We start from the raw sequence: 13,034 nt of genomic DNA, 5'->3' as shown, positions 1-13,034 counted from the left end.
GGCGCTGGCGGACCCCCACCCCTAACCCCTCCCCTCAAGGGGGAGGGGAACAGCTCCCGCGTATGCCTTCGCCGCTCCATCTTTGGCGAAGGGTCGGCGTGATCCGGCGCGCCCTTCGACGATTGGCGATGTTGCTGGCCTTTGTGGCGGCTTTGGCGAGCGGGCTGGAGTCGCTGCCGCAGGCGCTGATGGCGGTGCGGGTGGTGCGGGTGGCGTTTGATCCGGTCGCGCAAACGCGCATCGAGCTGGAAGCTGTGCCGTCCGAGCAGATCCTCGTCAATGCTCGCCAAGCATTTGCTGAGGGCGATGGCGAGCTTGCTGCGAGCTACCTTGTTCTGGCCGATCAGCGGACACTCACCGTGCCGGACGATCTTCGTCAGGCGGTGGCGGATGCTATCGCCTTCGATGTTGCCGATTTCAGCGGGGATGTCTGGGCCGGCTTCGTTCATGGCGAGGCTACGACGCCGGCCGGCTTTGCGGCGGCCTTGGCGCTTGATCTCACGGCGATCGGAGACGTGAAGGACTTGGTGGTCCAGGCCGCAGCTTACCCCGACCACGACATTCTCATCATGAGCCTCGCCAGCATCGGACTGGCGCTGACCGGTGCGAGCGTCGTGTCGGTTGGTGCGGCGACGCCTGCAAAGCTGGGCGCTTCAACCCTGAAGATTGCGCGCAAGGCTCGGTTGCTCCATCCGCGCTTTGTCACCGTGATGGCGCGGGAACTGCGTGGTGCGCTGAAGATCGGCAAGGTCGAGGAAGCGGCGACGGCCTTGCGCCGGCTGGATTTTACCACCGCTCGGCGGGCTGCTGCGGAGAGCTTAGACGGAACGGTGCTGGCGCGGTTGCAGGACAGCGCCGTTGATCTCGGCCGCGTCGGGCGCCGACAGGGCGTGCGCGGAACGCTGGAAACCTTGGCGCTGGTGGATGAACCGGTGCGTCTGCGGCGGTTGGCAGCAATTTCCGAGCAGTTCGGTTCGGGCTATCGCGCTGTAATCAGGGTTGTGCCGGACGCGGGACGGGTCGCTGCACGCTTGGTCAAGCCGCTGTTCAGGCTGACCGAACTGCTGGGCTCGGCGCTTCTCTGGCTGCTGACGATCCTGCTGTTCCTTCGCCGCAGCGTGCTGGTGATTGCACGTGCCATTGCAACCGCCGTGCCGCCTTATCCGCGACGCCGTCGGCGGATCGTTCCAGCGACACCGATAACATTAATGTAGAGCGCACGAACGCTTGAGCTTCTTGGTGGCCGCGGGGAGCACCACCATATTCCGCTTCGTCAACGCAGCCGAAGGAGCCCAACCGTGGACACCAACGACCGTAGAGCCATTGAAACCCTGTTCGACAAGCTCGGAACCGTGGAGCGGCAGGCGCCGCAGCGCGACGCCGAGGCCGAACGCTTCATTCAAGAGGAAATCACCCGCCATCCCGGCGCGCCTTATTACATGGCGCAGACCATTGTCGTGCAGGAGCAGGCGCTTGAAGCCGCGCAGCGCCGGATCGAGGAACTGGAAAGCCAGCCCCAGGCTCAGCCGCAGAGCGGCGGCGGTGGCTTGTTCGGAAGCTTGTTCGGTGGCGGTGATCGCAGCGAGCAGCAACGTCGTCCGGCTGGCGCCGTTCCGCGCATCGGTAGCGGTGCGGCGGCAGCGGGTGCCAGCAAGTGGGGTGCCGGCGCCGGTGCGAACCCTGGAGCAGACCAGCGCGGCTTCGGTGCCGGACGCGGCGGCGTGGGCGGTGGAATGGGCGGCGGTGGCTTCCTTGCCGGTGCGGCGCAGACCGCGATGGGTGTTGCCGGCGGCGTGCTGCTGGGCAATGCGATTGCCGGCATGTTCGGCGGCGATGAAGCGCAGGCGGCCGAAGCCAACGCGGAACCGGCCGCCGAGCCAGCAGCCCATGAACAAGAGGACGCGCAGGTCGAGGATGCCAGCTTCGACGATGCCGGCGGCTTCGATGACGGCGGGTTCGACGAGATCTAGAAACCCGACCGCTCAGCTCGCGGCGCGCAGCCGCGAGTTGTTGAGCAGACCGCGTTCTTCAAGGACCGGATAGGCAATCGAGGCCAGAAGCGAATTGATCTGTTTCAGGTCTCGGATCGTGTCCAGGTGGATAGTGCTCGTTTCCACGCTGCGGACCGAGCCCTCGCGCAGCCGGGCGAAATGACGGCGCGCGGTATCCTTTTCCGTATCGCGCAGCCGGTCCTTTTCGGCCACCAGTTGACGCGCCGTGGTGGCATCACGGGAGACCAGCACGTTGAAAGCGAGGCGCGCATTGGCCAGTACAGCGGCATGGAAGGCGGCCAATTCCCGCCAGCCTTCGCCTGTAAATTCGAGCTTGTGCTGCACCTTCTTGCGGACATGCACCAGCATGTTGCGCACGATGATATCGCCGACCTGTTCCAACTTCACGCAGGCGCCCAGCAACTCGCTGCAGCGCTGCGCATCGTCTTCCGTCATTTCGGCGGGATCGATGCGGGCAAGGTAGAGTTTCAGGCGGGCATGCCTGCGGTCGACACGGTCGTCGAGCCGCGCCAGTGCGTCGATGCCTTTCTGGTCCGCCGCTTCGTAAAGCTCGAAAATCCGCGCCAGCATCACTTCGATGATCTCGCAGATCCGCATGGCCTCGCGCGTCGCATTGCCGAGGGCGAGATGCGGGGTTTTCAGCGCGGAATCATGCAGGATCGTGGGCTCGACGTCTGCTAATTCGGGCTCCGGTTCCTGCTTCGTGGACATGCGAACGAAGGCTTCAGACGCCTTGAGGATGAGGCTCGCCAGCGGAATGCCGGCGACCAGCATCAGACAGTTGAACGCGATATGGGCGTTGACGATCTGGTCTGTGCCGGTTGCGCCGAGAAGGGTGACCGGTGGGCGGAAAGACAAGAATAGCGCGAGCACCGCGATCGAGCCCACGCCGCGCATCAGGAGATTGCCGATCGGCACGACCCGCACCGGCGCAGGCGAAGTGCGCGTCAAAAGCGGCGCGATCAGCGAGCTGCCGAGGTTGACGCCGAGTACCATCACCACGCCAAGCTCCGGCGGGATCAAGCCGCGCGAAGCGAGCGTCACCAGAAGCAGCACGGCTGCGATGCTGGAATGAAACAGCCAGGTCAGAACCGCCGACAGAAGAAAGGCGGTGACGGGATCGCTGGAAAAATAGTCGATGACCAGCGGCAGGAGGCGACTGTCGCGCAGTGGCTCCGACGCTTGCCCGATCATTTCCAGAGACAGGATCAGCAGGCCGATGCCGACGATGATCCGGCCGAGCTGACGCCATTCCCGCTTCTCGGTCGCCATGAACATTGTCGTGCCTGCGGCAAGGCAGATCGGCACAAGCAGCGAGAGGTCGAAGGTCAGCAGCCTGACGACCAGAGCCGAGCCGATCTCGGCGCCGCGAACTGCGAGCTGGCCTGCGATGCCGGACACGATGCCCGAGCCTGCAAAGGACCCGACCAGCAAGGTCACGGCGGTGGAGCTTTGCAGCGCAATCGCCAGACCTGCGCCGGTGGCAACGGCTGCCAGCGGATTGCGCATGGTGGAGCGCAGCTTGATGCGCAGTACGTCGCCGTAAGCGCGCTCGACGCCGGTCTTCACCATGCGCGTCGCCCAAAGCAGCAGCGCGATGGCGCCCGCGAGATGCAGGAAGAACACCGATCCCGTCATGGCCGCCACCCGGCGACGGAGCGCAGCGCGCCCCTATGTTTCAGCAGATTTCGCATTGTTTTTGGCATGATGTAGTTTAGCCGGATAATGGCTTCCACCACAAATGAATACCGTGCTGCGCGCGACAGGGCTTGTCGCTGCTGCCTAATAGGCCTGTGAATCCCGGGCATCGCTGCGGGGGTTGATGGTATTCGGCGGGCAGGGGGGGTATGACCTCGAAGCCAGAGGTTTTTCCATGCGCCTTCCCGACTCCTTTCTTGATGAGATCCGTGACCGGGTGCCGATTTCGGCGCTGATCGGAACGCGTCTTTCGTGGGATCGGCGCAAGACCAATGCGTCGCGCGGGGATTACTGGGCCTGTTGCCCGTTTCATGGCGAGAAGAGCCCGAGCTTTCATTGCGAGGACAAGAAGGGCCGCTACCACTGTTTCGGCTGCGGTGTGTCGGGCGATCATTTCCGCTTTTTGACCGAACTCGACAGCCTGTCCTTTCCTGAAGCGGTTGAGCGCGTGGCGGATATGGCGGGCGTGCCGATGCCGGCGCGCGATCCGGTTGCCGAGAAGCGCGAGAAGGAACGCGCGTCGCTGCATGACGTCATGGAGATGGCGACGGCGTTTTTCGAGGAACAGCTGCAAAGCTCAGGCGGCGCGAAAGCGCGCGCTTATCTCCGCGATCGTGGGCTGACATCTGTAACGCAGCGCGAGTTTCGGCTGGGTTATGCGCCGGACTCCCGCAATGCTTTGAAGGAGCATCTGGCCAGCAAGGGCGTCGACAAGAGCCAGATCGAGGCGTGCGGCCTGGTTGTGTTCGGCGACGATATTCCTGTGTCTTATGACCGTTTTCGCGACCGCATCATGTTCCCGATTGAGGATACGCGCGGTCGGATCATTGCGTTCGGCGGTCGCGCGATGTCGGCGGAAGTTTCGGCGAAATACCTGAACTCGCCGGACACCGAACTCTTCCACAAGGGCAACGTCGTTTACAATTTCGCCCGCGCCCGCAAAGGGCAGGGCAAGGACGGCACGCTGATCCTCGTTGAAGGCTATATGGACGTGATCGCCCTGGCGCAGGCCGGCTTCACCAATGCGGTGGCACCGCTCGGCACGGCGCTGACCGAGAACCAGATCGAGCTGATCTGGCGCGCTACCGGCGAGCCCGTGCTGTGTTTCGACGGAGATGGCGCGGGGCAGCGCGCGGCTTGGCGGGCGGCCGACCTGATCCTGCCGACTGTCGCAGCCGGACGCACGGCGCGCTTCGTTTTGCTGCCGGAAGGCAAAGACCCCGATGATCTCGTGCGCGAAGAGGGGCCGGATGCATTTCGAAGGTCGCTCAGTGAAGCAAGGCCGCTTGGCGATCTGATCTGGAGCCGCGAAACCGGCGGTCAGGTGTTCGAAACGCCAGAGCGGCGGGCAGCGCTGGAACAGGTGCTGCGCGAGATCACCGGGCGCATCAGGGATGAGAGCGTTCGGCGGCATTATCAGCAGGATATGCGCGACCGCGTTCATGCCTTTTTCGGTTCGACGCGGCCCAACAATCGCTACAACAACAATGATCGTGGCAAGGGACGCGGCGATAACAACTGGCGCGGCGGTGATGGACGACAGGGCGGCGGCGGTCGCGGGCCGATGGCCGTGTCGGAAAGCCTGACGCGTTCAGCGCTGGTCAACAACAGCGGGGCGCTGCCGATCCGCGAATCCGCCATGCTGGTGTCGCTGGTCAATCATCCCGGTCTGATCGACGCCTTTTTCGACGACATTGAACGGCTCGAACTGGATCATCCGGTGTTGCGGCAGCTTCATGCCGGTATTTTGGACGCCGCCGCGCATCAGGCGACTGGCGACCGGCAGGCGCTGACAGACTATCTCAACAATTCCGGTTTGAACGAGCCGCTGGAGAAAGCGAGCCTGATCGTGCGGCGCGTGGGGAACTGGACCGCGCTGGAAGATGCCGACATCGCCGATACGCGCGACGCGTTCCTGCAGCTGCTATACTTGCATAGAAGCGCATCAACTCTACATAGAGAGCTGAAAGCAGCCCAACTCGCCCTTGCAAATGATACAACCGAGGAGAACTTTCGACATCTCCTCGATATTCAGGCGCAGTTTCGCGAGTTCCAGGCTGTGGACGCGTTGATTGAAGGGTTCGGCATTTCTTCAGGGCGGGCGCGGCAGAGTTGATGGACGACAAGACGCGTCAGGCGATCCTTTGTCACCGAATGATTCGCTTTGTGGAGCGAATCATGACAGCTGCCTTGACCTAGCGCCTGAGACGCGGAATCAGGGACAATTCAAATTTGGATCGCGGAAAAGGCATCCGCGAAGGACTTTAACGACGAAACGACAGTGTGGACCGCGCGAGCCGCCGGGGGAACCGCCCTTTGGGACGAGGGTTAATCCGGAATTAATTGGGCTCGGATACGCGGTGGACAACGCGGGAGCGGCCCCGCCGCATTGATTGAGACGGATCGCGTTCGTTGCGCAACCGTCTGCTTGGAGAAGCTGAATCATGGCAGTGAAAGAAAAGGAAGAGGTCGAGACGGAACGCGAAAGCGCAACCGACGGGCCATTGCTCGACCTTTCCGATGATGCCGTCAAGAAGATGATCAAGGCCGCGAAGAAACGCGGCTATGTCACGATGGACGAGCTTAATTCGGTTCTGCCGTCGGAAGAAGTGACTTCCGAGCAGATCGAGGACACGATGGCGATGCTGTCCGACATGGGCATCAACGTCGTCGAAGATGACGAGGCCGCCGAAGAAGGTGGCGAACGCGACGCAGCCGATGGCGAGGAAGACGCCAACGAACTGGCGGAGCGTACCGGTACGGCCGTTGCCGCAACCACGACCAAAAAAGAGCCGACCGACCGCACCGATGATCCGGTGCGCATGTATCTGCGCGAAATGGGCTCGGTGGAGCTTTTGTCGCGTGAAGGCGAAATCGCGATCGCCAAGCGCATCGAGGCCGGCCGCGAAACGATGATCGCCGGTTTGTGCGAAAGCCCGCTGACCTTCCAGGCCATCATCATCTGGCGCGACGAGCTGAACGAAGCCAAGATCCTGCTGCGCGAGATCATCGATCTCGAAGCCACCTATGCCGGCCCGGAAGCCAAGCAGGCGCCGGTTGTCGTCCATAATCCGGAAGAGGCTGAGAAGCCGAAGGTCGACGAGCGCGGCCGCCGCATCCGTGAAGACGACGACATCACCAATGTCGGCGGCGAGAACCGCGTCGAGGAAGACGACGAAGACGACGACGAGGCCAGCCTGTCGCTCGCGGCCATGGAGGCAGAACTCCGCCCGCAGGTGATGGAAACGCTCGACGTCATCGCATCGACCTACAAGAAGCTGCGTAAGCTGCAGGACCAGCAGGTCGAGTCCCGTTTGGCGGACGCGGATTCGCTGTCGTCATCGCAGGAGCGTTCCTACAAGAAGCTCAAGGACGAGCTAATCACGGCGGTGAAATCGCTGTCGCTCAACAATGCGCGTATCGAAGCGCTGGTCGAGCAGCTCTACGACATCAACAAGCGCCTCGTGCAGAACGAAGGCAAGCTGCTGCGCTTGGCTGAAAGCTATGGCGTTCGCCGCGAAGAGTTTCTGCGCGAATATCAGGGTTCGGAGCTCGATCCGAACTGGATGGGTCGCGTCGGCACGCTGACCAGCCGTGGCTGGAAGGAGTTCGCCCGTTCGTCCAATTCGGCGATCGTAGACATTCGTCTAGAGATCCAGAACCTCGCGACCGAAACCGCGATCTCGATCCTGGAATTCCGCAAGATCGTGAACCAGGTCCAGAAGGGCGAACGCGAAGCCGCGATCGCCAAGAAGGAAATGGTCGAGGCCAATCTTCGCCTCGTGATCTCGATCGCCAAGAAGTACACCAACCGCGGTCTGCAGTTCCTGGATCTGATCCAGGAAGGCAATATCGGCCTGATGAAGGCCGTCGATAAGTTCGAATATCGTCGTGGCTACAAGTTCTCGACCTATGCGACTTGGTGGATCCGTCAGGCGATCACGCGTTCGATCGCCGATCAGGCTCGCACGATCCGCATTCCCGTGCATATGATCGAGACGATCAACAAGATCGTTCGTACCTCGCGCCAGATGCTGCACGAGATCGGGCGCGAGCCGACGCCGGAAGAACTGGCTGAAAAGCTCGCAATGCCGCTCGAAAAGGTCCGTAAGGTCCTGAAGATTGCCAAGGAGCCGATCTCGCTCGAAACCCCAGTGGGTGACGAGGAAGACAGCCACCTCGGCGATTTCATCGAGGACAAGAACGCAATCCTTCCGATCGACGCGGCGATCCAGGCCAATCTGCGCGAAACGACGACGCGCGTTCTGGCCTCGCTCACCCCGCGCGAAGAGCGCGTGCTGCGCATGCGCTTCGGCATCGGCATGAACACCGATCACACGCTTGAAGAAGTCGGTCAGCAGTTCTCGGTGACGCGCGAGCGTATCCGCCAGATCGAAGCCAAGGCGCTGCGCAAGCTCAAGCATCCGAGCCGGAGCCGCAAACTGCGGTCTTTCCTCGACAGCTAAGCCTAGCTGCTCGACATCATCAAAAGCCCGGCCGAGCGATTGGCCGGGCTTTTTCGTATGTGCTGCGGCCTTCTGACTCAGGCTGGAACAGCGTGGACTCTTCGTGGATTCGCTGAGGGAATGAACCCTTGGGATCGACACGATGCCTGCACCCATTCCACAACGCGCACCACGCTTGAAGAACCCTGTTCCGCGTATCCGCCGCCAGCCTGTCCGCTCTACCAGCGTTCATGAAGCCGGCTATGATGTGGCGACGCAAACGCTCGATCTGCGTTTCAGCGGAGGTGTCTACCGCTACGATGCGGTGCCTTGTGCGGTCTATGAGGCGTTACTCGGCGCGGGTTCGCCGGGGCGGTTCGTCAACGATGAGATCCGCGGGCGCTTCCGCTGCCACCGTATCGGCTGATAGAAGAAGCCGGACAGCGCGCTTTCAGTAGGACAATCATGCCGCAAACCACGCTCACGATCGCCACTCGCGGGAGCGGTCTTTACGAGTTTACGCAGGATGCCCAGCGCTTCGTGCAGGGTGAGGGCATAACGACCGGTGTGCTGACGCTGTTTGTGCGCCACACCTCGTGCTCTTTGCTGATCCAGGAAAACGCCGATCCGGATGTGCGGCGCGACCTCGATGCCTTCTTCCAGCGGCTCGTGCCGCCGGCCGATGATCCATCCATGGACTACCTCGTGCACCGCTTCGAAGGTCCGGACGACATGCCGGCGCATATCAAGTCGGCGCTGACGGCGGCGTCGCTGTCCGTTCCCGTCACGCGCGGACGGCTGGCGCTTGGCACCTGGCAGGGCCTTTACCTGTTCGAGCACCGCGCCGCACCGCATCGCCGCGAGATTGTTCTTCACCTGCAACGTGACTGAGCCTGTGCTGGAAGCGGGGAGGCTGATGCGCTAGGTCAGTGGTCAAGTTAAGCCATGAGGAGCCAGTGATGTCATTTCTGAAGAAGCTGTTTGGCGGCGGCTCCGAGGCCAAGCCGGCGGCACCAGCGGGTCCGGTCAAGGAGCTCGAGCATAAGGGCTTCCTGATCAAGGCGACGCCCTACAAGGAAGGCTCGGAGTTCCAGACCTGCGGTGTTGTTTCCAAGGAGATCGACGGCGAGCTCAAGGAGCACCGCTTCGTGCGCGCCGACCGTTTCGGCGACATCAATACGGCCGCCGACATTTCGATCGTAAAGGGTCGCCAGCTCGTGGATGAGCAAGGCGACCGTATCTTCGGCTGAAAGCCTGCAATCTTAAGCGGACTGGCGGCGAGTGAAGCCTTCGCTCGCGCGCAGAAGGTTGACGGTATAGTCCTTCGTGACGCGGCGCTCGGCCAGTTCGGGCGATGTCAGTTGCTCCACTTCGGCGCCATCCTGCATCACCATCAACCGGTCGCACATATGGGTGACGACCGCCAGATCGTGGCTGACCATCACGAAGGTCAGGGCGCGGTCGCGACGGATCTGTTCCAGCAGGTTAAGAACTTCGGCCTGTACCGAGGCGTCGAGTGCGGATGTCGGTTCGTCAAGCAGCAGAATGGACGGCTCCACGATCAGCGCCCGGGCAATCGCCACGCGCTGGCGCTGGCCGCCGGAAAGTTGGTGCGGATAGCGGAAGCGGAAGCCTGAGCCGAGGCCGACTTCATCCAGCGCGCGATTGATGCGGTTTTCGCCATCGCTGACGCCATGAATGTCGAGCGGTTCGCGGAGCAGGCGGTCGACGGTGTGCCGAGGATGCAGTGAGCCATAAGGGTCCTGGAACACCATCTGGACGCGGCGGTAAAACTCCTTGTCGCGGCGGTTGCCCAAGGTTTGCCCGTCGAGCGCGATCGTGCCGGCGCTGACCGGCGCCAGTCCGGCGACAGCGCGCAGAAGCGTCGACTTGCCCGAGCCGCTTTCGCCGACCAAGCCGAAGCTTTCGCGAGGGGCGATGTCGAGGCTGACGCCTTTCAGTGCACGAAAATGGTCATAGGTGACTTCGAGGCCGCGGATCGACAAAGCAGGGGTGGAAGCAGTGTTGGCCATCATCGTGCCCATTCCGCCTGGCGTTCGAGAACGGGCAGCGGGTGACGGCTCGCGCCGATCTCGGGCATGCAATTGAGAAGGCCTCTTGTATAGGGATGCTGCGCCTGCGACAGATCACGCGCTGCAATCTCCTCCACGACGCGGCCGGCATACATCACGAGCACCCGGTCGCAGAAGGAGGACACCAGCCGCAGGTCGTGCGACACGAAGATCAGCCCCATGCCCTTGTGGCGCACGAGGCTGTCGAGGATGGCGAGGATTTCCAGCTGCACCGTGACGTCAAGTGCGGAGGTCGGTTCGTCGGCGATCAGCAGTTCCGGTCCGGCAATCAGCATCATGGCAATCATCGCGCGCTGGCCCATGCCGCCCGAGACTTCGTGCGGATAAAGTTCGAAGACGCGTTTGGGATCACGGATCTGCACGGCTTCAAGCATGGCAAGCGCCCGTTCGCGCGCTTCGCTGCGCGATACGCGCTCATGTGTGCGCAGGGTTTCCATGATCTGGCGGCCGATCGACATAACCGGATCCAGCGAATATTTCGGGTCCTGCAGCACCATGGCGATGCGCTTGCCGCGCAGGCGCCGACGCTCCGCATCGCCCATCGTAAGCAGATCCTGCCCGTCGAACCGCAGCCGATCCGCCGTCACCTGCGCGCTCGGCGCGGTCAAGCCGAGGATGGCGCGGCCGGTCTGCGACTTACCCGATCCGCTTTCGCCGACGATGCCGAGCCGCTCGCGTCCCAGCGTGAAGGACACACCGCGCACGGCATCCACCCTGCCGGTGCGGGTTGGAAAGCGAACGGCTAAGTTTTGCACTTCCAAAAGCGGTGCGCTCATTGCCCGGAACTCCGCGGGTCAAGCGCGTCGCGCAGACCGTCGCCCAGCAGGTTGAAGCCGAGGCTGACCAGCAGAATTGCCACGCCCGGTGCAGCCGCAACCCACCACTGGTCGAGGATGAAGCGGCGCCCGGAGGCGATCATCGCACCCCATTCGGGAAGCGGCGGCTGCGCGCCGAGGCCGAGGAAGCCGAGGCCGGCGGCGGTCAGGATGATGCCGGCCATGTCCAGTGTCACGCGTACGATCAGCGAGGACATGCAGAGCGGCATGATGTGGCGCAAGACGATGCGGATGGGCGAGGCCCCCATCAGGCGAACCGCTGAGATATAATCGGAGTTGCGCACCTGCATGGTTTCGGCGCGCGCGATGCGGGCATAGGGCGGCCATGACGTAACGGCGATCGCGATCACTGCGTTTTCGATGCCGGGTCCGAGTGCGGCCACCAGCGCCAAAGCAAGCACGAGCTTCGGAAAGGCCAGGAAGATGTCGGTGATGCGCATTAAAACGGCATCGACCCACCCGCCTGCATAGCCCGACACCGTGCCGATCAGAAGGCCGATCGGTGCCGCGATGATGGCAACGAGAACAACGACATAGAGCGTTAGCCGCGAGCCGTAGATGAGGCGCGAAAGGATGTCGCGGCCTTGGTCGTCAGTGCCGAGCCAATGTTCCCAACTCGGTGGAAGCAGGCGCGCGGTGGCGAGGTTGCCGATCGTCGGCGAGTAGGGCGCCAGCAGATCGGCTGATATGGCGACCAGCACCAGCGCCAGGATGATGATCAGGCCGATCAGCGCCAGACGGTTTTCGGCGAAGCGCCTCCACGCTACGTATGCGCGGCCGAGTTTGGCTTGCGTGCGCGACGTCGGGCGATCGCTCAGGAGCCATTCGCGGCGTGACAGTTGCGGCTCCGCCAGAGGTGGGGGCGTCGTGTTTCCCATCACGCTCATCGTGCCCGCGTCCTTGGATCGAGTAGCCGGTAAAGCAGGTCCGACAGGAGGTTGATGGCGATGAACACGGAGCCGATCACGATCGTGCCGCCAAGCACGGCATTCATGTCCGCGTTCTGGAGCGAGTTGGTGATATAAAGGCCAAGGCCAGGCCAGGCGAAGACGGTCTCGGTCAAAACCGATCCTTCCAGAAGGCCGGCATAAGAAAGCGCGATCACCGTTACCAGTGGCACGGCGGCATTGCGCAAGGCGTGACGCCAGATGATGCGGCGTTCGGACAGGCCCTTGGCCCGTGCGGCCACGATATATTCCTGGCTGAGTTCGTTGAGCATGAAGGACCGCGTCATGCGCGAGATATAGGCCAGCGAGAAATAGCCGAGCAGCAGCGAAGGCAGCGCCAGATGCGAGATGATGTTGCCGAAGGCCGACCAATCACGCTGGATGATGGAGTCGAGCAGATAAAAGCCGGTGATCGGCGTGAATGTATATTCGTAGACGACGTCGATGCGCCCCGGGCCGCCGACCCACTGCAGGCGGGCATAGAAGATCAAAAGCGCGAGAAGCCCGAGCCAGAAGATCGGCACGGAATAGCCAATCAGGCCGATGATGCGCACGATCTGGTCCAGCCATCCGCCGCGCCGGACGGCCGCGAGAACGCCGAGCGGGATGCCGAGGATCGCGCCGATCAGCGTGCCGAGTGTAGCGAGTTCGATTGTTGCGGGAAATACGCGCTTGATGTCGGTCATCACGGGATTGGTGGTCAGCACGGAACGGCCGAAATCGCCTGACAGCGCCTTCTGCACATAGATCACGAATTGCGTGGTGAGCGGCTCGTTGAAGCCGAGTTCCTGACGCGTGCGCTCCACCACGTTGGCGGGCGCGCGGTCGCCGACGACCGCAAGAACCGGATCGATCGGGATGACGCGGCCGATGAAGAAGGTCACTGCGAGCAGCCCGAGATAGGTCACGATGACCACGACCAGGAAGCCCAGCAAGGACTTGACGAGACTGCGGGCCCGGCGCCTTCGCGGCGCCGGTTGCGTATCGGAGACGACGCTCATGA

The 13,034-nt window shown here is 62.7% G+C and carries 12 protein-coding genes; 7 read left to right on the top strand and 5 right to left on the bottom strand.

The window, feature by feature from the left end; genetic code table 11:
* Positions 1-62: 62 nt before the first annotated feature.
* Positions 63-1,214, top strand: coding sequence for a hypothetical protein (locus IE166_RS07160; RefSeq protein ID WP_189502760.1), 1,152 nt, complete (start codon positions 63-65; stop codon positions 1,212-1,214).
* A gap of 84 nt (positions 1,215-1,298) precedes the next feature.
* Positions 1,299-1,970: a DUF2076 domain-containing protein gene (locus IE166_RS07155; RefSeq protein WP_189502759.1), complete on the top strand. Its 672-nt coding sequence runs from the start codon at positions 1,299-1,301 to the stop codon at positions 1,968-1,970.
* Between the two features lie 12 nt (positions 1,971-1,982).
* Here the strand turns inward: IE166_RS07155 and IE166_RS07150 are convergent, their stop codons facing one another.
* The gene (locus tag IE166_RS07150) at positions 1,983-3,650 is read right to left on the bottom strand and encodes a Na/Pi cotransporter family protein (protein WP_189502758.1); all 1,668 of its coding nucleotides are present in this window, start codon (positions 3,648-3,650) and stop codon (positions 1,983-1,985) included.
* A gap of 235 nt (positions 3,651-3,885) precedes the next feature.
* On the opposite strand from IE166_RS07150, the gene dnaG reads away from it, so the two are divergent.
* From dnaG to IE166_RS07125, 5 genes are all read left to right on the top strand, one after another.
* On the top strand, positions 3,886-5,826 hold the full coding sequence (dnaG, locus tag IE166_RS07145) for a DNA primase (protein ID WP_189502757.1): 1,941 nt from the start codon (positions 3,886-3,888) through the stop codon (positions 5,824-5,826).
* A gap of 328 nt (positions 5,827-6,154) precedes the next feature.
* The gene (gene rpoD / locus IE166_RS07140) at positions 6,155-8,176 is read left to right on the top strand and encodes an RNA polymerase sigma factor RpoD (protein WP_189502756.1); all 2,022 of its coding nucleotides are present in this window, start codon (positions 6,155-6,157) and stop codon (positions 8,174-8,176) included.
* A gap of 142 nt (positions 8,177-8,318) precedes the next feature.
* A complete protein-coding gene (locus tag IE166_RS07135; RefSeq protein ID WP_210312941.1) occupies positions 8,319-8,582 on the top strand; it encodes a KTSC domain-containing protein in 264 nt (87 codons plus the stop codon).
* Positions 8,583-8,620: 38 nt separating this feature from the next.
* A complete protein-coding gene (locus IE166_RS07130) occupies positions 8,621-9,046 on the top strand; it encodes a secondary thiamine-phosphate synthase enzyme YjbQ (RefSeq protein ID WP_189502755.1) in 426 nt (141 codons plus the stop codon).
* A gap of 68 nt (positions 9,047-9,114) precedes the next feature.
* The gene (locus tag IE166_RS07125; RefSeq protein WP_189502754.1) at positions 9,115-9,405 is read left to right on the top strand and encodes an HlyU family transcriptional regulator; all 291 of its coding nucleotides are present in this window, start codon (positions 9,115-9,117) and stop codon (positions 9,403-9,405) included.
* A gap of 12 nt (positions 9,406-9,417) precedes the next feature.
* Here IE166_RS07125 and IE166_RS07120 read toward each other — a convergent pair whose 3' ends face one another.
* The 4 genes from IE166_RS07120 to IE166_RS07105 are packed head-to-tail and all read right to left on the bottom strand — an operon-like array spanning position 9,418 to position 13,032.
* Complete coding sequence (locus IE166_RS07120) at positions 9,418-10,191, bottom strand: ABC transporter ATP-binding protein (RefSeq protein ID WP_244641351.1); 774 nt, start codon at positions 10,189-10,191, stop codon at positions 9,418-9,420.
* Positions 10,188-11,024, bottom strand: coding sequence for an ABC transporter ATP-binding protein (locus IE166_RS07115; protein WP_189502753.1), 837 nt, complete (start codon positions 11,022-11,024; stop codon positions 10,188-10,190). The genes IE166_RS07120 and IE166_RS07115 overlap by 4 nt, the downstream gene beginning before the upstream one ends.
* Positions 11,021-11,962 carry a nickel transporter permease gene (nikC, locus tag IE166_RS07110; RefSeq protein WP_189503282.1) on the bottom strand — a complete coding sequence of 314 codons (942 nt, stop codon included), beginning with the start codon at positions 11,960-11,962 and terminating at the stop codon, positions 11,021-11,023. Before nikC ends, IE166_RS07115 begins: the two co-directional genes overlap by 4 nt.
* 5 nt (positions 11,963-11,967) lie before the next feature.
* Positions 11,968-13,032 (bottom strand): ABC transporter permease, encoded by a 1,065-nt coding sequence (locus IE166_RS07105; RefSeq protein WP_189502752.1) that lies wholly within the window; start codon positions 13,030-13,032, stop codon positions 11,968-11,970.
* Between the last annotated feature and the right edge of the window lie 2 nt (positions 13,033-13,034).

This window comes from Tianweitania populi, assembly GCF_014652875.1.
Taxonomy (GTDB): Bacteria; Pseudomonadota; Alphaproteobacteria; order Rhizobiales; family Rhizobiaceae; genus Tianweitania; species Tianweitania populi.
The sequence above is the reverse complement of the archived record's forward strand: the minus strand, read 5'-3'. Positions and strand labels throughout refer to the sequence as shown.

Coding starts and splice junctions, on each gene's coding strand:
- IE166_RS07160 (WP_189502760.1), top strand. CDS start 63: ATGCCTTCGCCGCTCCATCTTTGGCGAAGGGTCGGCGTGATCCGGCGC.
- IE166_RS07150 (WP_189502758.1), bottom strand. CDS start 3,650: ATGACGGGATCGGTGTTCTTCCTGCATCTCGCGGGCGCCATCGCGCTG.
- dnaG (WP_189502757.1), top strand. CDS start 3,886: ATGCGCCTTCCCGACTCCTTTCTTGATGAGATCCGTGACCGGGTGCCG.
- rpoD (WP_189502756.1), top strand. CDS start 6,155: ATGGCAGTGAAAGAAAAGGAAGAGGTCGAGACGGAACGCGAAAGCGCA.
- IE166_RS07135 (WP_210312941.1), top strand. CDS start 8,319: ATGCCTGCACCCATTCCACAACGCGCACCACGCTTGAAGAACCCTGTT.
- IE166_RS07130 (WP_189502755.1), top strand. CDS start 8,621: ATGCCGCAAACCACGCTCACGATCGCCACTCGCGGGAGCGGTCTTTAC.
- IE166_RS07125 (WP_189502754.1), top strand. CDS start 9,115: ATGTCATTTCTGAAGAAGCTGTTTGGCGGCGGCTCCGAGGCCAAGCCG.
- IE166_RS07120 (WP_244641351.1), bottom strand. CDS start 10,191: ATGATGGCCAACACTGCTTCCACCCCTGCTTTGTCGATCCGCGGCCTC.
- IE166_RS07115 (WP_189502753.1), bottom strand. CDS start 11,024: ATGAGCGCACCGCTTTTGGAAGTGCAAAACTTAGCCGTTCGCTTTCCA.
- nikC (WP_189503282.1), bottom strand. CDS start 11,962: ATGGGAAACACGACGCCCCCACCTCTGGCGGAGCCGCAACTGTCACGC.
- IE166_RS07105 (WP_189502752.1), bottom strand. CDS start 13,032: ATGAGCGTCGTCTCCGATACGCAACCGGCGCCGCGAAGGCGCCGGGCC.